The organism is Mesorhizobium sp. WSM4810 (genome assembly GCF_055811235.1).
Window position 1 is genome coordinate 109,112 of the sequence record NZ_JBVVQV010000014.1, and the last position, 22,195, is coordinate 131,306.

Sequence of the window (22,195 nt, forward strand, 5' to 3'; positions counted from 1 at the left end):
CGCCTCTTTTTCAAAGTTGGGCGATTGGCGGAACCAGTGATAACGGCCGATCTCCCCCCTTGTGGGGGAGATGTCCGGCAGGACAAAGGGGGGCGCTGTCCCGCCAACTTTGCCATGATGTCCGGAGGCGACCTGTCGCAACGGAGGGCCGCAGCTCACACGTCCGGATACTCCTATCGAGAAATCCAGATATCCACCCCGGCGGCTTTCTGTTAGCAAATATTCACCTCAGGTGGCGGGGAAGACCTGACTTGCCGGAAAGATCACGAAAAACTATGGCGACACGGCCGAACGCCGGCTGGCCACGCCCCTCGCCTAGCGCCGGAGCCAGTCCGCCAGGCGTCAGCCTTTGCCGTGCGCTGTCAAAGCTCGGCCTGTGCTCGCGCAAGCAGGCGGAAATTCTGGTCGCCGAAGGGCGCGTCCGGGTCGCCGGCAAAATCGTGCGCAACGGCTCGCTGCGCGTCGATCCCGGCCGCGACCGCATCGAGGTCGACGGCAGCCGCGTCGTCGCCGAGCGCAAGGTCTATCTGATGATCAACAAGCCGCGCGGCCTGGTCACCACCCGCAACGACCCGCAGGACCGCGGCACCGTCTACGACTGCCTGGCAGAGCTCGACCTGCCCTTCGTGTCGCCGGTCGGCCGCCTCGACAAGGCCAGCGAGGGCCTGCTCTTGATGACCAACGACACGCGTTTCGCCCAGCGCCTGCTCGACCCCGCCTCGCACGTCGCCAAGATCTATCACGTCCAGATCGGCGCCCTGCCCGACGCGGCCCTGCTGGCGCGGTTGCGCGCCGGCGCCACGGTCGATGGCGAAGATTTGACGGCGCGGTCGATCGACATCCTGCGCAGCGGCGCCAGCACCGCCTGGCTGGAAATCACACTCGACGAGGGCCGCAACCGCCACATCCGCCGGCTGCTCGGCGCGCATGAGGTCGAGGTGCTTCGCCTGGTGCGGGTGGCGATCGGCCGCTTGCAGCTCGGCGACCTCGCCAAGGGCAAGGCCCGCCACCTCACGGCCGAAGAACTGGCGCTGTTTCAAGGCTGAGCGAAGGCGCCGAAGCGACCCGGCAAAGCGGAACGGCAAGCCCATCGCTTCAGGTTGGCGCTGCCCCTCACCTGCCTGCCGGCATCCTCTCCCCGTATAGTGACGGGGAGAGGGCACTCTCTTCGCCGGTTTCGCCAATCACCAGCGTTGCAGAATATTCACCTAGGTCGCCGCCAGCCACTTCTCCCCGTCACTATACGGGGAGAAGTGCCCGGCAGGGCGATGAGGGGCGGCGCCGACTTCGATAATTCGTCGCCTCTAATGCGAACGCGCTATGTCCCGCCCCGCTACTCGGCCGGGACCGGGCTGAGGCCGGGATCGCCCATCGCGTGCGGCCTGGTTTCCTTGCGTGCCGACGCCCGGGCGAGCACGCTTTGCCGGTTGACCGATTTGCGCTCGGCATCGATGCGTTGGATCAGGATTTCCGCGCGTTCGATCGACCCGAGCAGGGCCAGGATCGTGCCGCGTTCGGCGGCGCCTGCATTGGGTCCGAGCGCCAGCGTGCGGGCACGCAGTTCCTCGACCTCCGGCAGATTGACATGTCCGGCCGGCACCTTCGGGTCGGAGATGCCGTAAGTCGGCAAGATCTGTCGCAGCGAGGCATCGAGCTTGCTCAGCCCGACGTCGACGATGGCCTGCGCCGGACCACTGAACTTCTCGCGCCTGACGCGGCGCGCCACCTGATGCATCGATTCCGTCAGGGCGGCGGTGAAGTCGGCTTCCTCGATCAGGCTGGCGATCAGGTCGAGCTGGTCGTAGGGCAGGTCTTCCTTCATCAATTCGGCGGTGTAGGCGCGGATGTCGCGGCTGAGGATATCGGTTGCGAGGTAGTGCTCGCCCGGATCCGACGGCGCCTTCTTCGACGAGCGGGCGATGTCGAGGAACATGGCGCCGGCTTGCAGATGGCGTGCCGTCTCCTGCTGGACAGCGGGAACGGCCTTGGCGAAATCGCCGGCCAGCTTGCGGTCGAGGAATCGCGGCGTCGAGAAATCTTCCGTGTCCTCGGCATCGGTGTGACCGACACGCGACAGGACCCGCTCGAACACCCCGATGAACGGAAACAGCAACAACGTGTTGAAGACGTTGAAGAAGGTCGAGTAGAGGCCGACCGCGACCGGCACCAGGGGAAAGGTCTCCTTGCCGTCGACGATCACCGGAATGGCGGGATCGCCGCCGAAGAACTGCATGGCCCATTCCAGGACCTGCATGGAGACGAAGAACAGCGGGATGGTGATGCACACGCCGATGATGTTGAAGGAGATGTGGGCGTAAGCGGTGCGCTTGGCGTTTTTCGAAAGATTGAGCGAAGCCATCCACGAGGTGATCGTGGTGCCGAGATCGGCGCCGAGCGAGAAGGCGACGGCCGTCGTCCAGTCGAGAATGCCGGCGGCGCCAAGGCCCATGACAATGCCGATCGTCGCCGAGGACGAATGGATCATGGCGGTCACGCCGGCGGCGATGAACACGCATTTGAGCAGGTTGAGATAGGAGTCGGCCGTCAGTGTTTGAAGCAGTGCCATGACTTCGGGCAGATTGCGCAGCGGGCGCAGGCCGCCGGTCATCAGGTTGAGGCCATAAAAGATCAGCGCGAAGCCCATGCCGGCAAGCGCTATGTTCTTGACCTTCTCGCTTTTGGCAAAGCAGTAGATCAGCGAGAACACGCCGGCCAGGATCAGCCCGAGCGGACCGAGCGGCAGGGCGATGAGCCCGTTGCCGAGCGTGGTGCCGATATTGGCGCCCATGATCACGCTGATCGCCGGTCGAAGCGCGATGACGCCGGCATTGACCAGGCCGACGACCATGACGCTCATCGCCGTCGACGACTGGATGACGCCGGTGATCAGCGTTCCCGCCAGCACGCCCTTGATCGGCGTTCCGGCGGCCTTGGCGAGAAAGGCGCGCATCCGGTTGACCGACAGCGCCTGGATGCCGTTGGCCATGAAGTCGAGGCCGAGCATAAAAATGCCCAACCCGCCGATCACCGGCACGAGGATGTCCTTGAAGATATCGATGTCCATGTCACGCAGTCCCCAACAAGCCGCCATCACGGCGCGATATGAATTTCAGTTCAGGCGCTGCGCGAAGCAGCGGCCTGGCTCTTCCGCTCAGTTTCCGACCGGCTCCAGCCTTGCCCAGTATTGCTCGATCCGGGCGACGAGCGCCTTCGGCAGCGGCACGTAGCCGAGCGCGGCGGCGTCATCAGCGCCGTGGGCGAAGGCGAGCCGGAAAAGGTCGTGCACGCGGCGATAGCGATGTTCCGAACGGCCCGAGACCTGAACGACCGCGAACACCGCCGTGCTGATCGGATAGGCGGCATCGCCGTCTCGATCGGTCAGCGAGGCGAAGAAGTCGGTCGTTTGCGCCCAGTCGATGGATGTCGCGGCAGCTTGCACGCCCTGCGGCTCCGGCTTGACGAACTTGCCGGCTCTGTTCTGGATCAGCGCGTAGGCAAGGCTGGCGCGCTGGGCCTGGCCGGATTCGGCATAGGCGATCGCGCCCTTCGTGTCGTGCACGGCTTGGATGAGGTTCTGTGTGCCTTCCGCGTCAGTGCCGAGCGGCCACGAGATCAGTGTATTTGCGCCGTATTTGGCCTTCCATTCATCGCTGACCGCCGACAGATACTGCGTGAAGACAAAGGTCGAGCCGGAGCCATCCTTGCGGTGAACGACGCTGATCCTGAGATCGGGCAGCGTCACATCCGGATTCACCGCCTTGATCGCGGGATCGGACCATGACTGGATCTTGCCCCGATAGATGTCGGCCAGCAGCGGCCCGGTCAGGCGAAGGCTTCCCGGGCCGATGCCGTCGAGATTGACGACGACGGCGATGGCGCCCATCACGATCGGAAACTGCTGTCGGCCGGCCTTCTTGAGTTCGGCGCCATTGATCGGCGCATCCGTCACGGTAAAGTCGATATCCGGCTGATCGAGACGCAGGACGCCGGCGAGCGAGCCGACGATTTCATAGTCGACCTTCCAGTCAGGCGAGACATAGTCCCCGCCGTCGGCGCGGGCGCTCTCGTAGGCCGTTGCCCATTTGCCGATGATCGGGGCGGCCAGTGTCGATCCGGCGCCGCGGATAGGCTCGGCCTGCGCAGCGGCCCCGATCATCAGGCCAACAGCAAGCGTGATGGCGCCGCTGATCTTCGCTGATTTGCGCCGTAGTGACGCAAAGCTTGCTGGAAACATCATGGCGATCCCCGACGCGCGAACAAATAGCTACTTTTCAGTCTTGGCAGATATCAACAGTCATCCGCCCGGCGAACGAACGCCGGCAGAGAAACAACATCGCTCACCGTATGAACCTTGGTTAATGATTGGATGACAAAGATCTTTGCGGGTAAGATTTTTATTTTTCCGCGATTACCGCGGTTGCCTGAAGAATTGTTCGGCAGCCAATCGCTTCAGCTTTGCGCTGCCCCTCACCTGCCTGCCGGCGACCCTCTCCCCGTATAGTGACGGGAAGAGGGGCGCTCTCATCGATGGTTTCGCCAATCACCAGCGTTGCAGAATATCCGCCACGGTGCGACCAGTCCCTTCTCCCCGTCACACGGGGAGAAGTGCCCGGCAGGGCGATGAGGGGCGGCGGCGACTCCGACGACTGATCCCCTTGGCACGAAGTTGCTGGTCGCCTCCACGCAGGGACAGCCCTATTTCGCGTCGTGGAAGATAATGCCGACGGTATGGCGCATGCCGGAGCGAAGCCGGCTGACGCCGTGCCTGAGATTGACGCGGTAGCTGCCTTTGCTGCCCTGCACCGGACGATTGTGGACCGCGAAGGCGACTGCATCGCCCTGGCGCAGCGGCACCACCTCGGCGCGGCTCTGCATGCGCGGGCGCTGTTCGGTCAGCACGAACTCGCCGCCGGTGAAGTCCTTGTCCGGTTCCGACAGCAGGATTGCCACCTGCAGCGGGAAGGCAAGCTCGCCGTAGAGATCCTGATGCAGGCAGTTGAAATCGCCGGCAACGTATTGCAGCAGGAGCGGCGTCGGCCGCGTCTGGCCCTGCTCGTGGCATTGCTTGAGGAACGCGGCGTGTTCGTCCGGGTAGCGCTGCGCGACGCCCATGCGCTCGTTCCAGTCGTTGGCGACGGCGGCAAGGCGCGGATAGAGTGCGGTGCGCAAGCCGCCGATCAGCTCGGGCAAGGGATAGCGGAAATAGCGGTACTCGCCCTTGCCGAAGCCGTGCCGCGCCATGTGGACATGGCTGCGGAAATGGCTTTCGTCGGGATACAGCCCGGCGATCTCCCGGCATTCTTCTGGTGTCAGCAGCTTTTCCATCACCGCGCAGCCATAGAAGCTCATCTCCTCGGCCAGTGCCTGCCAGTCATATCCGGCGACGCGCGCTTCCGCCGATCGGACCGCTGCTGCTGGAACCGTGTGCATGGTCATAGCTCTGCTCCTCTGGCTTCATCGGCTTCTGCCATCAGATGGGTGAAGCAGCGCACACAAACCACCCGTTTCCTGCCAACCGGTTTAGGCACAACGCAAGGTTGCCATGGATCAGCTTCACCGCCGCGACGCAGCATGGATTTTGGCAAAATCGAGCCCATATCCCTGATAGGGAGCTTTGAGCGTGAAACTCGCGCGTGTAGCCCTGATTGCCGCGGCTTTTGTAGCCGCTGTGGCTGTTTGTTCTTCTTCCGCAGCAACAGGAGAAGCAAACGGCCAGGGGAGGACTGCGCTGCGCATCGAGATAGACGGCGCCATCGGTCCGGCGAGCGCCATGCAGTTCGAGGAAGCGCTGGCGGTGGCCGCAGAACGGAACGCCGAGGTTTTCATCCTGCAGATGAACACGCCGGGCGGGTTGGTCACCAGCATGCGTGAGATCATCGCCGACATCCTCGCCTCTCCGGTTCCCGTCATCGGCTATGTCGCGCCCGCCGGCGGGCATGCGGCGAGCGCCGGAACCTACATCCTCTACGCAACCCATGTGGCGGCGATGGCGCCCGGCACCAATCTGGGCGCGGCAACGCCCATCGAGATGGGCGGGCCGATGCCATCCTTTCCCGGCGACGACAAGAACAAGGGCCCGGAAGCCGGCAAGGACCCGATGAATCCACCGGCGGGCAATGCGATGATCGCCAAGGCGACGAACGACGCGGTTGCCTTGATCCGCAGCCTGGCCGAACTGCGCGGGCGCAATGCCGATTGGGGTGAAAAGGCGGTGCGCGAGGCGGCCAGCCTGTCGGCCAGCGCCGCACTGCAGGAAAATGTGATCGACTTTGTCGCCCGCGACACGACCGAACTGCTTCAGCTGGCCGACGGCCGGACGGTCGAGATCGCCGGCAAGAAAAAGGTGCTGGCGACCAAAAGGCTGCCGGTTGAAACGCTCGAGCCTGGCTGGCTCATCCGGCTTCTCGCCGTCATCACCGACCCGAACATCGCCGTCATCCTGATGCTGATCGGCGTTTATGGCCTCGTCTTCGAGTTCACCAGCCCGGGCGCGGTCGCGCCAGGCGTGATCGGCACGATCTGCCTGCTGCTCGGGCTCTATGCGCTCAATCTCCTGCCGATCAGCTATGCCGGCCTTGCCCTGATGCTGCTTGGCATCATCTTCCTCGTCGTCGAGGTCTTTAATCCCACAGTGGTGCTTGGGCTGGGAGGCGTGGCTGCGTTTCTGCTGGGCGCTGCCATGCTGCTCAGGATCGAAGGTCCCGGCTTCGAGATGTCGTGGGCCGTCATCGGCACCGCCGCCATCCTGACGCTCGGCCTGGCGCTGCTGACCGGCAGCTATCTGTGGGCGGCCCGCAAGAACGTTCCGCGTGTTGGCGCCCAGGCCATGCAAGGGCTGCCGGCCAAGGTCCTCGACTGGCAGGGCAGCGAGGGACACGTGCTGGCCCGGGGTGAGCGCTGGCGGGCGAAAGCCGACGAACCCATTGCGGTGGGCGACAGCGTCGAGGTGGCTGATGTCAGCGGTCTCGTGCTGACGATACGGCGCCGCAATGTGCGAAGCGATGGAGCAAGGCAATGATGCTCGGATATGTGGCCTATCTGGTGGCAGCGCTCGTCGTGGTCATGTTCCTGTCCGCGGCCATTCGCATCCTGAGGGAATATCAGCGCGGTGTGGTCTTCACGCTCGGCCGCTTCACCGGGGTCAAGGGGCCCGGCCTGATCATCCTCATCCCTTTCGTGCAGCAGATGGTGAAGGTCGACCTGCGAGTGGTGGTCCAGGACGTGCCGCCGCAGGACGTGATCTCGCGCGACAACGTCTCGGTGAAGGTCAACGCAGTGCTGTATTTTCGTATCGTCGACGCCGAGCGGGCGGTGATCCAGGTCGAGGACTTCATGACCGCCACCAACCAGCTCGCACAGACCACGTTGCGCTCGGTGCTCGGCAAGCATGAACTCGATGAAATGCTGGCCGAACGCGACAAGCTCAACAGCGATATCCAGGAGATCCTCGATCAGCGGACCGATGCCTGGGGCATCAAGGTCTCCGATGTCGAGATCAAGCATGTCGACCTCAACGAGAACATGGTCCGCGCCATCGCCAAGCAGGCCGAGGCCGAACGGCTGCGGCGTGCGAAAGTGATCAATGCCGACGGCGAACAGCAGGCGGCGGCAAAACTCGTCGAGGCCGGCAAGATGCTGTCCGAGACCCCGCAGGCCATGCAGCTGCGCTATTTCGAGGCGCTCCATGACATCGCCGGTGAACGCTCGTCGACGGTGGTGTTTCCGGTGCCGATGGATTTGCTCGGCCATTTCATCAGGCCGACCGGCGAGAAGACGTGAGCTCGAAGGCCGGCGATCCTTCAACCCCCTCTGCCCTGGCAGGCATCTCGCCCCACAACAATGGACCACTTCGTGGGGGCGAGGAACCCAAGCTGGAATGAGGCCGCGATCCTTCATGCCCCCCTCTGGCCTGCCGGCCATCTCCGCCACGAGCGGAGAGATCGGCAGGTCGCCGCTGCGCGCCAATCAACCGTTCGTTGGCCGAACAGGGCTAACGGAAAAATCAGACATTCATGGCAATGTTGAACCCGCCTGAAAGTCAGGCGACGGCTGGGTGCTGGCCCATCGAGAAGAAAAGGATTGCGCATGTCATCCTTGCTCAACACCGGACGTTCATCGCTCAAGCGCAGTCTGATCATGCTGGCAGTCCTGGCCTTTTGCATCTTGCCGGCCGGGGCGTTGGAGCCCGTTGATCTCCCGGAATCGCCAGACACTGTGGCCTTCAATGTTCAGAACAACGGCAAGTCGGTCCCAGTCACGTTGCGACAGCTGGAAAAGCTCGGTCTCTACCGGGTCACCACCGCAAGTCCATTTGAAAAAGGGCAGCTGACATTTGAAGGCGTCCTGTTCCGCGACGTGCTCAAGCTCGTTGGATTGGAAGGCGAGGATTCCGTTGTTCTGCGGGCGGTGGACGAATATGTGCAGATAATTCCGCGCCAGGATTGGACGGAAGGTCCTCTCCTGCTTGCCACCCGCCAGAATGGAAAATTGCTGACCCGGCGCACGCAAGGTCCGACCCGGCTGGTCTATCCGCTCAACGACCACCCGGCCTTCGACACGCCAGTCCACAAACCACGGTGGGTCTGGCTGATCAAGACGCTCGAGCCTGGCGGCTGATCGAGCTCCGGCGTGGCTCGAATGGCACGCTTTGAAGGCTGGCGCGTTCCCGTCACCTACGGGACCGCCATCGCGGCTGCAGCAGCCAGCTCTGCGGTCCTGATCACCGTACTGTTTCTCAGCCTCAGCAAGATCGAATATTCGCTGCCGCGGTTCGGCTTTTTCGCCATCCGCGAGTTCCATATTGCAATACGCGATGTAACTCACCTCAAGGACATGACATCGCTCGCCAAGGCCGCCCCCGGCTCTGCAGACAGCCTTGAGCAGTTATCAGCGGCGAACGACCTGGTCTACATCCGCTTCAAGCGGATCGACGGCACCGGGACGGCAAGCGAGATTCCCGCCTACGCAAGTATCGTTCCGCGTATCGTTGACGCGGTGACACGGCTTGATGCCATGATTGCGGCCGGGCTGCCTCTCGACGAAAAGATTTTGAAGGAAATGGGGTTGGAGCTCGAGCATCTCGTAGCGAGGATGAACGACGAATATTACAAATATGGAGATGAGATCAACGTGGATCTCTATTCGGCGGAAAAAAGCCTGAAGAGATTCAACTACCAGATTGCATTCGCTCTGGCGGTCTTGTCGCTGCTGGCGATCGGAACTGCCGTATTGCTTATCGGCCGTCGGGAAACGATAAGGAAACTGGAGTTTCTGGCCTGGCGCGACGCGACGACGGAACTGAAGAACCGTGCCTGGATGTCAGCCAACAGGGACGTGATGCTGGACCGGGCAAGGCTGGCCGGCAAGCAACTCCGCCTTTTCCTGATAGATTTGGATCATTTCAAGAGCGTGAACGATACGTTCGGTCATCACATCGGTGATCTCTTGCTGAAAGCCGTCGCCGAAATCCTGCAATCGGTCGAACGGCCCGACGAAGTTGTCGCCATCCGTTTGGGCGGTGACGAGTTCGCCGTCATGGCGATCGGGGACCGGCACGCGGCAGCCGATGCTCTCGGAAATCGGCTTCGCGAGCAATTGAACCGGTTTGCCGAACTCGCGGGCCACCACGTGCGGATGGGAGCCAGTATCGGCATGGCGTGTTTCCCCGAACATGGTTCGGATATTTCCACCCTGTTGCGCAACGCGGACAGCGCTCTTTATGTCGCCAAAGCCGAAGGACGCTCTGGCTTCGTGACGTTCTCGCCTGCAATCCTCAATCAGTTCGATATGCAGCTCGGCCAAGAAGCTGGGATTAAGCGTGCGCTTAACTGCGACGAGTTCTTTCTGGTTTGGCAACCGCAGTTCGAGCTGGCAACCGGCCGCATGATCGGCGCCGAGGCGCTGGTGCGCTGGCGCGATCCCGCTTCGGGCGCGATTCGTCTGCCGATGTCATTCATTCCAATTGCCGAACGAAGCGACCTGATACTGGAAGTTGACAAGGTCGTGCTGAGCAAGGCTTGCCTGCAGGCAGCTCGATGGGCGCCTGTTTCTGCCCATGATTTCGTTTGCTCGGTCAATCTGTCGGGCAAAAGCCTTCAGAACGATGCGTACTTTGCCCACCTTGTTCTGGTGCTGCAACAAACAGGACTGCCGCCGTCGCGCCTGCAACTGGAAATAACGGAAGGGGTGCTTATCCAGAACAGCCGAAACGCCTTGAACATGCTGACGGAAATTCGAAATATCGGCGTCGGTCTGGCACTCGACGATTTTGGCTCCGGCTATTCAAGTTTCGGCTACCTTGCCGACTTCAACCTCGATCGGCTGAAGATCGACCGATCGTTCTTGAGCGGTCTGGAAGCGTCGAAGAAAAAACAGAACGTCGTTCGAGGCATTATAGCGCTGGCCAATTCGCTCGGCTTGACCGTTCTGGCAGAGGGGGTGGAAAACGAAGCGCAGCTCGATTTCCTGATCGCCGAGCATTGTCACAGCGCTCAAGGGTTTTTCCTGTCACAGCCGATCGAAGAAAATCTGCTGACGAACCACCTGGCCGCGAGGCAAGGCAGGATGAGAGATAACGGACAAGTTCAGGCTGGGTATTTCTGCGTAAGGGTCGCTGCCGACCCAACCCAGAATGGTTCGAGCTTTTTCGCGGAACGGGGTGGTAGCGTTCGGGTCTGGGCCGTAGCATTCTTCGGCTGAGGTAACGGCATGGATCCCAGGGTCTGCGCCGCGCCGCTTCGCTCCTTGCTTCGCCTAGGATGACGAAGTGGAGGGGGTGTTTCGGCCAATCTCCAACGTTTGCGATCTGCCAGTGAGATTTGCCACCGACGGTTCGCAGCCGATGGCAGACTTGCGGCTCGAAGGACATGAGAAGGTAGGCCGCAGCGACTGACGAGATCGACGTGCGCAACGAAATGTCGAACGAGCAACACCGCCCTGAAGTGCGTCAGCTGCGAAGTCCTATGCGAACAGGCCGACTGCTCGATCGTAAAAATGGTCGAGGGCGCAGCGCCTGGCGGCAATCCGGGCGGCTTCAAGCAATTCCTCGCGGCCCGAGGCGCCGTCCTTGTAGGTTGCGATAACCACACGCGCGATCCTTTCGGCGTCCTCGTTGTCGAGCTCCGCTTCGCCGGACCGCAAAGTTTCCCGCACCACACCGCTCAAAAGATCCAGTTCAATGGTTGAAAAGACGCCCATATAGGGCGCGGATTTGCACTCCACGGCCATCTGAATTCCTCCCACTGTCACGATATCAAACACGTGGCAGATTACAACTAAAGTATTAGGCGAGCGCACGCTTTTGGGGGCGCCCGTAGGCGTTGAAACGGAATGGGATTAGTCTGCGCGGTCTCGGGCTTCAGGACGCGGCAAAAGAATGGATTTCAGTTCAGGGCAAGGCTATTTCCTCATCGGCGGCCTCATCCTGGTCGGTGCCGGGCTGCTGATCCTTTCGCTGATCGTCAATGCTCGTGTGGCGCACAGCGTGCGCCACGACATGCGCCATCGTGAAAAGCTGCTGGAGTATTATCGCAACATCTTTTCCCAACTCGGCGTGATCCTGATCGGAATTGGCGTTTCCCTGTTCATCTTCTTTTTTCAGCAGAATTATCAGGAGCAGCGCAAACGCGAAACCGAGCTCCAGCTGGTTCTCGCCAAACTGGCCGCGCGCATTGCTCGCGGGGCGGCCGTCGTCGAATACCTCAGCGAATTCGATGCGCTGCTGGATGATGGCGGACCCTATATCAGTCCGGAACTCGGTGGAACCAACGCCGCGATCAGCGCGCACGGGGCGGAAGTCGGCAAGCAGGTCGCCGAGATCCTTTTGGTTGAGCGCGATGTTGAGGTTCAAGGGTTCGAGATCCTGAACCTATCGCGCGACTTCGAGGCATCGTTCGTCGTCAACGAGCTCGATCCCGCGCTGTGGTTCAACATCGTCCGGGATGAGAGCGAGATCAAATATGCCACCACTCAGCTCGCCCTCGACTACAAGGACCTGCAGGATGCGATGGGCGGAGACTCGATCGCGGTTGCGATCGCAAATCCTGAAAAACAGGCAAAAATCAAGCAGGAGGTGCTCGACATCTTTTATGATGCCGACCTCTTGCGCCAGCGCAGCCGAAGACTTCTCGGCCGTGCGTGCTGGCTTTTCAGCAAGGGGCGCAGCTTCGTCAAGCTTGGACCGGTCGACGAGATCGAGGCCGAAGCCAGGTCGCACCAGGAATGGATCGATCGGTCGAAAGGTTTCCTGACGCAGTTGAAGTCGGGAAGCGGCGATTGTTTCAAATTGCTCCAGTTCAACCCGGCGCCCTGAACGCGGACGCGCCTGGCCTAATCGCTGCTCATGCAGAACCGGATGACCATTCCAATCCAAGGCTCTATAACAGGCCGACAGAATTGCGATGATCAAGGGGAGACGATGCGCTACATACGTCCGCTTTCAATGGAAGATGCCGTTGGCCAGTTGGCCGGCTCGCCCGGCACCGCCGCCATTCTCGCCGGAGGCAGCGACCTCCTGGTGAGAATGAAAGGCGGCTTTATCGAGCCCGACCTTATCGTCGACATCAAGTCGATCGACGGACTGGGCGAGATCGGGGAAACGGCGGAGGGCTTCAGCATCGGTGCCGCGGTCCCCTGCGCCCTGATGGGAGAGAGCGCGGCCTTGAACAGGGAATGGCCGGGCGTCGTCGAAGCGGCCAAGCTGATCGGCTCCAAACAGGTGCAGGGACGCTGCACGATCGTCGGCAATCTTTGCAACGCCTCGCCGGCCGCCGACAGCGTGCCGGCGCTGGTGGCCGCCGGCGCCAGGGCATCGATTGTCGGGCCAGGAGGCAGGCGCACGGTCGCGGTGGAGGCAGTCCCCACCGGGCCTGGCAAGACGTCGCTCGCCAAGGGAGAAATCATCGAGGCGATCCTGCTCGACAGGCGGGCGCCGCGCTCCGGCGATGCCTATCTGCGTTTCATTCCACGCACGGAGATGGACATCGCCGTGGTCAGCGCCGGGGTGAACCTGACGCTCGATGAGCAAGGCGTCGTCAAATCGGCCCGCGTGGCGCTGGGCGCAGCGGCACCGACGGTGCTGCTGGTGGAAGAGGCGGCCGAGGCCCTCATCGGCAGGAAGCTGGACGAAGCAGCACTTGAGCGGCTCGCCAAGGTCTGCTCGGGGGCCTGCCGCCCCATCGACGACAAGCGGGGCACCGTCGAGTTCAGAAGAAAAGTTGCGGGTGTGCTGGCCAGGCGGGCCGCCACGACCGCCTATGCGCGTGCAGGAGGCAAGTGATGGCTGGTGTAGCAGTTTCAACGACAATCAACGGCGACAATGTCGAGTACCTTTGCCAGCCGGACGAGACGCTGCTCGACGTGCTGCGCGACCGCCTCGGGCTGACCGGCGCCAAGGAAGGCTGCGGCACTGGCGACTGCGGCGCCTGCAGCATCATCCTCGACGACCGGCTGGTGTGCTCGTGCCTGGTGCTTGGCGCGGAGGCCGAAGGCCGGCGCGTCGAGACCATCGAGGGCATGGCGCATGGCGACAGCCTGCACCCGCTGCAGCAGAAGTTCCTCGAGCACGCAGCGCTGCAATGCGGCGTCTGCACGCCGGGTTTCCTGATCGCGGCGAAAGACCTGTTGGCCAAGAACCCCGACCCGACCGAGGAGGAAATCCGCTTCGGCCTGGCCGGGAACCTCTGCCGCTGCACCGGCTATGACAAGATCGTGCGCGCCGTTCAGGACGCCGCAAGCGTGATGAAGGGAGCCTGACGATGAACTTCGATCCGCGCTATTCCGGACGCAATTTCGCCTCCGTCGGCACGCGTCCCATCCGCCCCGACGGCGTCGACAAGGTAACGGGCCGCGCGCGCTATGGCGCGGATTTCAACATGGCCGGCCAGTTGGTCGGGCGTGTCCTGAGAAGCCCTCACGCGCACGCCACGATCAGGAAGATCGACACCTCGAAGGCGGAGAAGCTCAACGGCGTGAAGGCGGTGATCACCGCGGCCGACCTGCCCGACCTCACCGACGGCGATGCCGCCATGTACGACATCCTCGACAACTGCATGGCGCGCAAGAAGGCGCTCTATGACGGCCATGCGGTGGCCGCGGTCGCCGCGGTCGACGCCCGCACGGCAAGGCAGGCGCTGAAGCTGATCGAGGTCGACTATGAAGTGCTGCCGCATGTGACCGATGTCGACGAGGCGATGAAGCACTCGGCGCCCGTGCTCGACGACACCATCTTCACCGAGGGCCTTGAGCAAAAGCCCGTCAAGCCGTCCAACGTCACCAAACGCAGCCAGTACGGCCATGGCGACATCCATGAGGGATTTGGCCAGGCCGATTACGTCGTCGAACGCTCCTTCAAGACCGAGCAGACGCACCAGGGCTATATCGAGCCGCATGCCTGCGTGGCGAGCGTCAGTTCCGACGGCACCGCCGACCTCTGGGTCTGCACGCAAGGCCATTTCGTCTACCGCCAGCACTGCGCTCAGCTGCTTGGCATGGAAGCCTCCAAGCTGCGCGTCACCTCGTCGGAAATCGGCGGCGGTTTCGGCGGCAAGACACACGTCTGGGCCGAGCCGGTGGCGCTGGCGCTCTCGCGCAAGGCCGGCCGGCCGGTCAAGCTGGTGATGACGCGCGACGAGGTGTTCCGCGCCTCCGGGCCGACCAGTGCCACCTCGATCGACGTCAGGATCGGCGCCCGCAAGGACGGCACGATCACCGCGGCCGAGGCGACGCTGCGCTATTCCTGCGGCCCCTATGCCGGCATGTGGGCCGAGCTCGGCGCCATGACCGCGTTCGCCTGCTACAATCTCGCTAACGTCAGGACGGTCGGCTACGAAGTGCTGGTCAACCGGCCAAAGACGGCGGCCTATCGCGCGCCATCGGCGCCGATGGCGGCGTTTGCAGTGGAAAGTGCCGTCGACGAGCTGGCCAAGGAGATCGGCATGGATCCGGTCGAGTTCCGGATCAGGAACGCCGCCCAGGAAGGCACCCGATCGTCCTACGGCCCGGTTTACGGCCCGATCGGCATCGGCCCGACGCTGGAGGCGGCGAAGAACCATCCGCACATGCAGGCGCCGCTGGGTAAGAACCAGGGCCGCGGCATGGCTTGCGGCTTCTGGTTCAACTTCGGCGGCCAGACCTGCACCGACCTCAACATCGGCATGGACGGCTCGGTCTCGCTTGCCGTCGGCACGGTCGATGTGGGTGGTTCCCGCGCGTCGCTGTCGCTGGTGGCGGCGGAGGAACTCGGCATCGCCTATGAGCAGATCAAGGCGGTGGTCGCCGACACCTCCAGCCTCGGCTACAACGACATGACGGACGGCAGCCGCGGTACCTTCTCCTCCTCGATGGCGACGATCTCGGCCGCCCGCAACGCCATCAAGATCCTGCGGGAACGCGCCGCGCAGATGTGGGATGTTCCCGTCGACGACGTGCTCTGGGAAAACGGCCACGCCATCGCCAAAGGCGAGAAGTACGGCAACCTTGCGGCGCTGTCTCTGAAGGAGATCGCGGCCGGGTCAGGAAAGACCGGCGGGCCGATCGCCGGCCACAGCGAGCTCGTCGCCGACGGCGCCGGCGTCTCCTTCGCCACCCATATCTGCGATATCGAGGTCGATCCGGAGACCGGCGCCACGAGGGTGCTGCGCTACACGGTCGTGCAGGATGCCGGCAAGGCGGTGCACCCGACCTATGTCGAGGGGCAGTACCAGGGGGGTGCCGCGCAAGGCATCGGCTGGGCGCTCAACGAAGAGTACGTCTACGGCAAGGACGGGCGGCTGCAGAACCCCGGCTTTCTCGACTACCGCATCCCGGTCTGCTCCGACCTGCCGATGATCGACACGCAGATCCTCGAGATCCCCAATCCCAACCACCCTTACGGGGTGCGGGGCGTCGGCGAAACCTCGATCGTGCCGCCGCTGGCGGCGATCGCCAATGCGGTGTCGAACGCCGCGGGCGTGCGGATGACGCATATCCCGATGTCGCCGCCGCGGATTCTCGCGGCGATCGAGGCGGAACGGGGAGGCCGATGGTCGAAGTAACGCTCTGGGGATCGCTCGGCGCAATCGCCGGAGGCAAGAGCAAGGTCGAGATCGAGGCGAAGGATATTCGGGAGCTGTTCAGGAAGCTGGCTGAGCAGTATCCCGGCTTCGAGCCCTACATCGACCGCGGCATCGCAGTCGCCATAGACGGGGTTATCTATCGCGACACCTGGTCGAAGGAATTGCCGCAGGGCGCTGAGATATTCCTGCTGCCGAGACTGGCGGGAGGATAGTTGGCACCATCTTACCTCGGAGCGCTGCTGCGGTGCAGAACCTTTGATCGCGGAGGAACAGCGCGAGGGGGCGCGAAAGATCGCTACAGAGCGCTTTTATTCTGAGCCGCAGCATTCTTCGGCTTATGTAACGGAATGGATCCCAGGGTCTGCGCCGCGTCGCTTCGCTCCTTGCTCCGCCCCAGGATGACGAAGGCGCAGAGGAACTCTAATCTCCGACGCGCTGCAGCGTGCCGAGATTGTTATCGTCGAGAAACTCTATTGTCATGGCCGACGCCTTGCCGTCGGGGCCGATGTCGAAGCCTACGCCCGAGGGCCTGTCCGGCGTCTCGGCGTCCGGGAAGGTCAGGAAGAGGTCGCCGTCGAAATGCTTCAACGAATAGGACCGGGCGCCGGCTGGCCCGACCTTGAGCGCAAGAGCGTCGCCCGCAGTCGACACGACCGCATCGCCGATGAAATCGTTGGAGTAACGGCCTGCATAGGCGCTGGCTGGCCGGGCCGGGCTTGCCGGAGACGGTGGCGCGGCATAGGTGGCGTTGGCCGCCGCGATTGCCGGGCCGAACAGACCCGCATAGGTATCGTCCCATGCCTTGATCCAATCCTTCTCGACCGTTCCGTCGAAAACGAGATCGGCGAAACTGTCGGACAGCCCTTCCGGCACCCCTGTCGAAAAGGCGTTGGCGACGATGACGATGCCAAGCTTCTCCTCAGGAAAAACTGTCACCAGGGTACGGGCGCCGACGCTGAAGGCGCCGGCATGGCCCCAGCTCAGGCCGTGCCGGCCGAATTCGACATTCCAGCCGAGGCCGTAGAAGGACGTGCCGCCTGAGACGGGGTTCCTGCCGCGCGCCATCAGGGGAACATGCGTCTGGTCCAGTGCATCTGCCTTAATGAGCGTCTCGCCGGCGTAGACCCCATTGCCGAGCACGAGGCGCACCCATTGCGAGAGATCGCGCGCCGTGGAGCTGACACCGCCCGCGGGCGCCTGCGCATCCGGATCGCGCTTTACCTTCGCGGCCCAGACGCCGTCGATCTTGACGTGGAGCGCAGCGCGGTTGGCATGCTTGATGAAGTCCGCATGACGGGAGCTGGTCGAAACCATTTTAAGCGGCCGGTAGAGTTTCTCCTCGGCGACCTCTTCCCAGGACTTGCCTGTCGGCTTCGCGGCCGCGACGGCACCCTCAGTCAGTCCGAAATTGCTGTAGGAGTAGCCGGCGCGAAAGCTCGACGATGGCGACACGAACCGCAGACGACGCAGGATCTCCGCGCGATCGTAGCCAATGTCCTCAAGATCGTCCCCGGCGGTGCCGGGAAGCCCGCTGCGGTGCGAAAACAGGTCGCGGACCGTGAGTTCACTGGTCGGATAGGGCTCGGCGAGCCGGAAGGCGGGATCGAGATCGACGATTTTCGCATCCCAGGATACGATGCCCTCGCTGACCAGCGCCGCCACTATCGTTGCCGAGACTGGCTTGGAGAGGGAGGCGATCTGGAACACCGTGTCGGCGTCGACGGTCTCCGGCTTGCCGGCCTCGCGACGCCCGAACCCTCTGAGAAAGACCACCTTGTCGTCATGCACGACCCCGATGGCGAGACCGGGTACGGCACCGTCCGCGACGACACCTTCGGCGAGCAGTTCGAGCTTCGACAGGGCGGCAGTGATCCGGTCGGGCGTAAGGCTGTCGGCCGACGCCGCCTGCGGCGAAAGCACCATGACGGCGATGAAGGCCAACGTCCCCCAACGGCGGAAATTCCGACCCAACCCCACGCTCGAGCTCCCTGCAAGCACTGTCATACTACAGGCCGACGCAGGGAAGGCCAGCCCTCGCCTGCGCGATACAGCAAAGTCCGCTGCGCGACGCCAAGCGGCCATCCCGGTAGCCAACCGGTCAAAAATATCGAACGGACCATCGCTCGGCGGCGACGACAGTCATGAAGAACCCGAACGACAACAGCGATGAGAGCACGATAGCGGCGTCGAGCCGGTCGGACCAATAGTTGAAGGTCGCGTCGACGATCGTCGCCAAGACCTTGTCGGACCCGATCCATTCGCCAACGATCGCGCCGATCACCGCGGTCGCATCGCGGCGGTAAGCCGCCGGAGGCGGCGCCTAGTGGTGAAAGCCTGACGCTTGCTACCCGACGCGTAGGGCAGCTCAGGGTGGAAACTTGCCGTATGCGCGCCTGTCGGAACGACGTGATTGCGGCAAGGAGCGGACGTCGCTCCGCCTATGCGGCTTGCTCACTCTAGCGTCGGGGCGGTCCGCAGACCGTTGAATCGAAATCGCTACGAAGCCCACGGGCAGACCTTAGCCTCCTGCGCTGAGCATTTCGATGATTGTTAAATCCAAAGAATCACCACAGGACGGTGGCCGTCGAGCGAGTTTTCAGCAGCCCATTTCCGCAGCCTATTAATGTGCAACTTGGGAAGCTGCCGACATCAATTCCTCGGGATTCAGCGCTCTGAAGGTGTTGAGGCCATCCTCCAGAACTTCAGTGAAGTTCCAGCGTACGATGCCCGCCCGGTCGATTAGGAACTGACCGACAAGCTGCGCCTGGCTGGAAGCCATCGCCTGCTGATCGACTTCCGTAATCTCATATCCTTCCTTCTTGTTAAGAAATTCATTCATTGCCATGACGTTCATAGGCTCGGGCAACTCGCCCGGGAGATGGAACGGTATCGCCATGACCGTGTCCATCCCGACCTCGCGCAAGCCGAAAGCACGGTGCGAGGCTCGCTCCGGGTCGGATGCGGCGAGAAGATCGGGTGCCGGGTGGTAACGGAAATAGAGCCGCGCCCGCTCGACCGGCGTATTGACCACAGCCAGGCATTCGACGCCTTTCTCACGCAGGGCCGGCTTGAGTTGCGCCATCGCCGCGACATGGCGCCGGCAGAACGGACAGTGCAGGCCTCGGAACAACCCGATCAACAACGGGCTACGGCCTCGAAAATCATCGAGCGCGATCTTGCCTTCGCGTGAGATCGCATTGAGCACAACATTCGGTGCCCGGTCGCCCGGCTGCAGCGGGCGGTCAACACTACTCGTGGACATGGACAACCTCCTCGCCCCGGGGTCAGTCAGGGAAAGCAGCACACCCAGCGTTTCGGAGGCGATCAAGTGCTGGGGCGAAAGCTTCCTGTGCCAAGGCAATAGCTTTCGACCTCTGCCATATTGCCGAGGTCGAGATTACGCGCGTTGCAAGCCCATCATAACACGAAAAAGCATATGCGGGTGCCGCCAAATGTGGTGAATTACCTTACGAGAGCGCACTCCCGAATGCTCTTGCGCTGAAGGTCAGGTTCCCGACCTCGATTTGGAGGTTCAAGTCTGCAACGCCCAAGGTCGTCAACGGGTCGGTTCTTGCCGTCCACCGGCACCAAGCGTCAGACTTTCACCCCTAGGTTCTGTTGACAAAGTGCATCGGAAGACAGGCCATAGTTCCAGCACATTTTGCTAAGCAGGCTGGCATGGGACGTGAGTTCATCCATGACGCTGGCAAAGCGCTTCTCAGTTTTCGTTTTTTTGTTGCATAGGACTTTCTACGCCCGAACGCGGGTTCGGTCATCACCTGCCAATATAGGCGGCTAGTTCGTCCGGCGTCCCATTTGGGAAGGCCTGTTTTAGAAAATTCAAGAACGCCGACACTCGCGCGCTGAGTAGCCGCCGAGATGGGTAGAGCGCCCATAGAGCGATCTCGGGGCCGTCGATATCCCCCCATAGTACCAGCGTGCCGTCAGCCAAGTCGTGGGCCACCAACGAAATGGGAAGACGTGCTGCACCGACGCCGGCTCGTACCGCATCCCGGACCATGACGAGCATCGACAAAGCGAGGACAGGCTCGATTGCAATTGTTGACCGGCCACCTTGTGTCTTCACGTGCCATATTTGCCGATCGCCCGCCCAGCGCGCGACGCCAGGAGCGGCGAGTCCACCACTCGCGCGAGGAAGGTCAGGGCTCGCCACTACGACCAGGCGGTCGCGGAGAAACGCCCGTCCAACAAGGCTTTCGTCGGGATCTGGATTGACTCGGATTACCAGATCGTAGCCTTCCTCGATCATGTCAACAGGCCGATCCTCAGTCGTAACCTCCAGCCTCACCTCCGGATATTTAAGGGCAAACCCCGCAGCAATCCTCCCCATTGCGGTCTGAGAAAAAAGCAAAGGTGCGCTAATCCGTAATCTGCCCCTGGGTCTCTGACCGCCCGAGGCAATCGCCGAAGCCGTCTCGTCCAGTTCGGCAAGCAGCGCCCCTGTCCGCTCGAAGAGCGCCCGTCCTTCTTCGGTGAGCTTCAGGCTACGCGCACCCCGTTCAAACAGGCGCAGATCAAGGCTGCTTTCCAATTCTCCAACGCGCCGGGACAGGGTCGCCTTAGGCCGTCCGGTGGCCCTTGCCGCTTTGCCGAAACCACCGTGGCGGGCAACGAGATTAAAATCGGCGAGGGCAAGAAGATCCATGTGTGTTCCACCAGCGAGACGGTGCGTCTAAAATTTCAGCCTATTGGACCCTCAGTGAGCCACACATATTGGCCGTGTCAAGCAACCCAACAGGAGAAATTTCATGACCATTCTCGTTACCGGGGCCACAGGCAATATTGGCCGCCAAGTCGTCGAACACCTCGTCAAGCGCGGCGCTGATGTACGTGCTCTCGTCCGCGATCCGTCGAAAGCCAACTTCCCGGCAGGCGTATCCGTCGTGCAAGGCGACTTTCTCGATGTCGATTCGCTGCGCAAAGCCATGTCTGGAGTTTCCACTCTGTTCCTTTTGAACGCCGTAGTCCCGGACGAATTCACCCAAGCTTTGGTCGCGCTGAACGTCGCCCGATCGGCCGGTATCGAGCGGATCGTATATCTGTCGGTGATCCACGCTGACGGCTACGTGAACGTGCCCCATTTCGCTGGCAAGTTCGGCGTCGAGCGAATGATCGAGCAGATGGACTTAAAGGCTACGATCTTGCGCCCAGCTTACTTCATCCAGAACGATCTGATGATCAAAGACGTCATCACCGGCTATGGCACCTACACAATGCCGATCGGCGACAAGGGTCTCGCCATGATCGACGTCCGTGATATCGCCGAGATCGCCGCCCTTGAGCTGCTGCGCCGTGAACAGGCCGCAGAGCCGCTTGCGATCGACTGGATCAACCTCGTCGGTCCAGAGACACTGACTGGGGCGGATATCGCCGCCATCTGGTCAGACGTGCTCGCCCGCCCGATCAACTACGGCGGCGACAATACCGAGGATTTTGAGCAAAATCTCAAGCAGTTCGTGCCCGCCTGGATGGCCTACGACATGCGTCTGATGGGCGAGCGCTTCTTCACCGACGGGATGCTGCCTGGGGCCGGCGACGTCGAGCGCCTGACTGCCCTGCTCGGACGTCCACTGCGCCCATATCGAGCCTTCGCCTCGGAAACCGCTGCCTCCGCCTGACGGAAGCGCAGCCCCTGTCTGATCACAAGGACTGTCATCATGATTTATTCAACTGCCACAGTTCCGGTGAACCCGGAAGGCGAAGTCCCATTGACGCGCGCTCAAGTGTGGAAGGGTCTCGAGCTGAAAGCACGCGACGCCCGCTTGTTCCTTGTCACGGGTCTCTGCACCCGTTGCGACGTTGTGGAGGAAAGCGCTACCCACTTCGTGCGTGAGGCCACGATCGGTGGCCACGACCTGCGCGAAATCGTCACGCTCGAGCCGGAAAGCAAGGTCACCTTCTTCCAGGCATCCGGTCCGCGCGAGGGAGCGATTGTCAACGAAGATGGAGAAGGCGCACTGCAGCTTCGCTTCTACTGCTACATTGGCTTGCGCGGCAAAGAGCCAAACGGTCGCGAGGAGCAGGCCGAGCAGGCTCAGTTCGGCAGCGAAAACGGCTACAAGGCCGCCCTGCTGTCGACGCTGAAGCGGACCCGCGAACTGCTCGCAGCGGGAAAGCTCTAA

At 62.4% G+C, this 22,195-nt stretch carries 20 protein-coding genes; 12 read left to right on the forward strand and 8 right to left on the reverse strand.

What is annotated here, in order from left to right:
• Nucleotides 1-275 precede the first annotated feature (275 nt).
• Entirely contained in the window at nucleotides 276-1,046 is a 771-nt protein-coding gene (locus AC0L3O_RS20585; RefSeq protein ID WP_473616465.1) for a pseudouridine synthase, read from the forward strand.
• A 287-nt stretch (nucleotides 1,047-1,333) separates the two neighbouring features.
• On the opposite strand, the gene AC0L3O_RS20590 is transcribed toward AC0L3O_RS20585, so the two are convergent.
• From AC0L3O_RS20590 to AC0L3O_RS20600, 3 genes are all read right to left on the reverse strand, one after another.
• Entirely contained in the window at nucleotides 1,334-3,064 is a 1,731-nt protein-coding gene (locus AC0L3O_RS20590) for a Na/Pi cotransporter family protein (protein ID WP_023799091.1), read from the reverse strand.
• An 87-nt stretch (nucleotides 3,065-3,151) separates the two neighbouring features.
• Nucleotides 3,152-4,237, reverse strand: coding sequence for a phosphate ABC transporter substrate-binding protein PstS (gene pstS, locus AC0L3O_RS20595; RefSeq protein ID WP_473616466.1), 1,086 nt, complete (start codon nucleotides 4,235-4,237; stop codon nucleotides 3,152-3,154).
• Nucleotides 4,238-4,695: 458 nt separating this feature from the next.
• Nucleotides 4,696-5,436, reverse strand: coding sequence for a 2OG-Fe(II) oxygenase (locus AC0L3O_RS20600; protein ID WP_473616467.1), 741 nt, complete (start codon nucleotides 5,434-5,436; stop codon nucleotides 4,696-4,698).
• Between the two features lie 184 nt (nucleotides 5,437-5,620).
• On the opposite strand from AC0L3O_RS20600, the gene AC0L3O_RS20605 reads away from it, so the two are divergent.
• The 4 genes from AC0L3O_RS20605 (at nucleotide 5,621) to AC0L3O_RS20620 (ending at nucleotide 10,698) form a co-directional block, all read left to right on the forward strand.
• On the forward strand, nucleotides 5,621-7,018 hold the full coding sequence (locus tag AC0L3O_RS20605; RefSeq protein WP_473616469.1) for an NfeD family protein: 1,398 nt from the start codon (nucleotides 5,621-5,623) through the stop codon (nucleotides 7,016-7,018).
• Nucleotides 7,015-7,779 (forward strand): slipin family protein, encoded by a 765-nt coding sequence (locus tag AC0L3O_RS20610; RefSeq protein ID WP_023799095.1) that lies wholly within the window; start codon nucleotides 7,015-7,017, stop codon nucleotides 7,777-7,779. Before AC0L3O_RS20605 ends, AC0L3O_RS20610 begins: the two co-directional genes overlap by 4 nt.
• A 306-nt stretch (nucleotides 7,780-8,085) precedes the next feature.
• Nucleotides 8,086-8,616, forward strand: coding sequence for a putative pterin-binding protein (locus tag AC0L3O_RS20615; RefSeq protein ID WP_419693942.1), 531 nt, complete (start codon nucleotides 8,086-8,088; stop codon nucleotides 8,614-8,616).
• A gap of 21 nt (nucleotides 8,617-8,637) precedes the next feature.
• Nucleotides 8,638-10,698, forward strand: coding sequence for a putative bifunctional diguanylate cyclase/phosphodiesterase (locus AC0L3O_RS20620; protein WP_473616470.1), 2,061 nt, complete (start codon nucleotides 8,638-8,640; stop codon nucleotides 10,696-10,698).
• A 261-nt stretch (nucleotides 10,699-10,959) separates the two neighbouring features.
• Here the strand turns inward: AC0L3O_RS20620 and AC0L3O_RS20625 are convergent, their stop codons facing one another.
• Nucleotides 10,960-11,226, reverse strand: coding sequence for a hypothetical protein (locus AC0L3O_RS20625; RefSeq protein ID WP_473616471.1), 267 nt, complete (start codon nucleotides 11,224-11,226; stop codon nucleotides 10,960-10,962).
• Between the two features lie 148 nt (nucleotides 11,227-11,374).
• Between AC0L3O_RS20625 and AC0L3O_RS20630 the strand changes: the two genes are divergently transcribed.
• The 5 genes from AC0L3O_RS20630 (at nucleotide 11,375) to AC0L3O_RS20650 (ending at nucleotide 16,264) form a co-directional block, all read left to right on the forward strand.
• Complete coding sequence (locus AC0L3O_RS20630; protein ID WP_473524572.1) at nucleotides 11,375-12,310, forward strand: hypothetical protein; 936 nt, start codon at nucleotides 11,375-11,377, stop codon at nucleotides 12,308-12,310.
• A gap of 105 nt (nucleotides 12,311-12,415) precedes the next feature.
• Nucleotides 12,416-13,276 (forward strand): FAD binding domain-containing protein, encoded by an 861-nt coding sequence (locus tag AC0L3O_RS20635; protein WP_287240750.1) that lies wholly within the window; start codon nucleotides 12,416-12,418, stop codon nucleotides 13,274-13,276.
• The gene (locus AC0L3O_RS20640) at nucleotides 13,276-13,752 is read left to right on the forward strand and encodes a (2Fe-2S)-binding protein (RefSeq protein ID WP_023799102.1); all 477 of its coding nucleotides are present in this window, start codon (nucleotides 13,276-13,278) and stop codon (nucleotides 13,750-13,752) included. Before AC0L3O_RS20635 ends, AC0L3O_RS20640 begins: the two co-directional genes overlap by 1 nt.
• A gap of 2 nt (nucleotides 13,753-13,754) precedes the next feature.
• Nucleotides 13,755-16,031: a xanthine dehydrogenase family protein molybdopterin-binding subunit gene (locus tag AC0L3O_RS20645; protein ID WP_287230053.1), complete on the forward strand. Its 2,277-nt coding sequence runs from the start codon at nucleotides 13,755-13,757 to the stop codon at nucleotides 16,029-16,031.
• Entirely contained in the window at nucleotides 16,019-16,264 is a 246-nt protein-coding gene (locus tag AC0L3O_RS20650; protein ID WP_023799104.1) for a MoaD/ThiS family protein, read from the forward strand. The genes AC0L3O_RS20645 and AC0L3O_RS20650 overlap by 13 nt, the downstream gene beginning before the upstream one ends.
• A 208-nt stretch (nucleotides 16,265-16,472) precedes the next feature.
• On the opposite strand, the gene AC0L3O_RS20655 is transcribed toward AC0L3O_RS20650, so the two are convergent.
• The 4 genes from AC0L3O_RS20655 to AC0L3O_RS20670 form a co-directional block, all read right to left on the reverse strand.
• Nucleotides 16,473-18,029: a serine hydrolase gene (locus AC0L3O_RS20655; protein ID WP_473536903.1), complete on the reverse strand. Its 1,557-nt coding sequence runs from the start codon at nucleotides 18,027-18,029 to the stop codon at nucleotides 16,473-16,475.
• Nucleotides 18,030-18,150: 121 nt separating this feature from the next.
• Nucleotides 18,151-18,333 carry a hypothetical protein gene (locus AC0L3O_RS20660; protein WP_413468436.1) on the reverse strand — a complete coding sequence of 61 codons (183 nt, stop codon included), beginning with the start codon at nucleotides 18,331-18,333 and terminating at the stop codon, nucleotides 18,151-18,153.
• A gap of 339 nt (nucleotides 18,334-18,672) precedes the next feature.
• The gene (locus AC0L3O_RS20665) at nucleotides 18,673-19,314 is read right to left on the reverse strand and encodes a peroxiredoxin-like family protein (protein ID WP_091590900.1); all 642 of its coding nucleotides are present in this window, start codon (nucleotides 19,312-19,314) and stop codon (nucleotides 18,673-18,675) included.
• A 513-nt stretch (nucleotides 19,315-19,827) separates the two neighbouring features.
• Nucleotides 19,828-20,718 (reverse strand): LysR family transcriptional regulator, encoded by an 891-nt coding sequence (locus tag AC0L3O_RS20670; RefSeq protein WP_473536905.1) that lies wholly within the window; start codon nucleotides 20,716-20,718, stop codon nucleotides 19,828-19,830.
• Between the two features lie 103 nt (nucleotides 20,719-20,821).
• Between AC0L3O_RS20670 and AC0L3O_RS20675 the strand changes: the two genes are divergently transcribed.
• The gene (locus AC0L3O_RS20675; protein WP_473536907.1) at nucleotides 20,822-21,691 is read left to right on the forward strand and encodes an SDR family oxidoreductase; all 870 of its coding nucleotides are present in this window, start codon (nucleotides 20,822-20,824) and stop codon (nucleotides 21,689-21,691) included.
• Nucleotides 21,692-21,730: 39 nt separating this feature from the next.
• Nucleotides 21,731-22,195 carry an SRPBCC family protein gene (locus AC0L3O_RS20680; RefSeq protein WP_473536908.1) on the forward strand — a complete coding sequence of 155 codons (465 nt, stop codon included), beginning with the start codon at nucleotides 21,731-21,733 and terminating at the stop codon, nucleotides 22,193-22,195.

Excerpts from the sequence above, each read along its gene's own strand:
- AC0L3O_RS20590 (WP_023799091.1), bottom strand. The coding sequence starts at position 3,064 with ATGGACATCGATATCTTCAAGGACATCCTCGTGCCGGTGATCGGCGGG.
- AC0L3O_RS20610 (WP_023799095.1), top strand. The coding sequence starts at position 7,015 with ATGATGCTCGGATATGTGGCCTATCTGGTGGCAGCGCTCGTCGTGGTC.
- AC0L3O_RS20645 (WP_287230053.1), top strand. The coding sequence starts at position 13,755 with ATGAACTTCGATCCGCGCTATTCCGGACGCAATTTCGCCTCCGTCGGC.
- AC0L3O_RS20650 (WP_023799104.1), top strand. The coding sequence starts at position 16,019 with ATGGTCGAAGTAACGCTCTGGGGATCGCTCGGCGCAATCGCCGGAGGC.
- AC0L3O_RS20620 (WP_473616470.1), top strand. The coding sequence starts at position 8,638 with ATGGCACGCTTTGAAGGCTGGCGCGTTCCCGTCACCTACGGGACCGCC.
- AC0L3O_RS20675 (WP_473536907.1), top strand. The coding sequence starts at position 20,822 with ATGACCATTCTCGTTACCGGGGCCACAGGCAATATTGGCCGCCAAGTC.
- AC0L3O_RS20640 (WP_023799102.1), top strand. The coding sequence starts at position 13,276 with ATGGCTGGTGTAGCAGTTTCAACGACAATCAACGGCGACAATGTCGAG.
- AC0L3O_RS20665 (WP_091590900.1), bottom strand. The coding sequence starts at position 19,314 with ATGTCCACGAGTAGTGTTGACCGCCCGCTGCAGCCGGGCGACCGGGCA.
- AC0L3O_RS20600 (WP_473616467.1), bottom strand. The coding sequence starts at position 5,436 with ATGACCATGCACACGGTTCCAGCAGCAGCGGTCCGATCGGCGGAAGCG.
- AC0L3O_RS20680 (WP_473536908.1), top strand. The coding sequence starts at position 21,731 with ATGATTTATTCAACTGCCACAGTTCCGGTGAACCCGGAAGGCGAAGTC.
- AC0L3O_RS20635 (WP_287240750.1), top strand. The coding sequence starts at position 12,416 with ATGCGCTACATACGTCCGCTTTCAATGGAAGATGCCGTTGGCCAGTTG.
- AC0L3O_RS20615 (WP_419693942.1), top strand. The coding sequence starts at position 8,086 with ATGTCATCCTTGCTCAACACCGGACGTTCATCGCTCAAGCGCAGTCTG.
- AC0L3O_RS20625 (WP_473616471.1), bottom strand. The coding sequence starts at position 11,226 with ATGGCCGTGGAGTGCAAATCCGCGCCCTATATGGGCGTCTTTTCAACC.
- pstS (WP_473616466.1), bottom strand. The coding sequence starts at position 4,237 with ATGATGTTTCCAGCAAGCTTTGCGTCACTACGGCGCAAATCAGCGAAG.
- AC0L3O_RS20630 (WP_473524572.1), top strand. The coding sequence starts at position 11,375 with ATGGATTTCAGTTCAGGGCAAGGCTATTTCCTCATCGGCGGCCTCATC.
- AC0L3O_RS20585 (WP_473616465.1), top strand. The coding sequence starts at position 276 with ATGGCGACACGGCCGAACGCCGGCTGGCCACGCCCCTCGCCTAGCGCC.
- AC0L3O_RS20670 (WP_473536905.1), bottom strand. The coding sequence starts at position 20,718 with ATGGATCTTCTTGCCCTCGCCGATTTTAATCTCGTTGCCCGCCACGGT.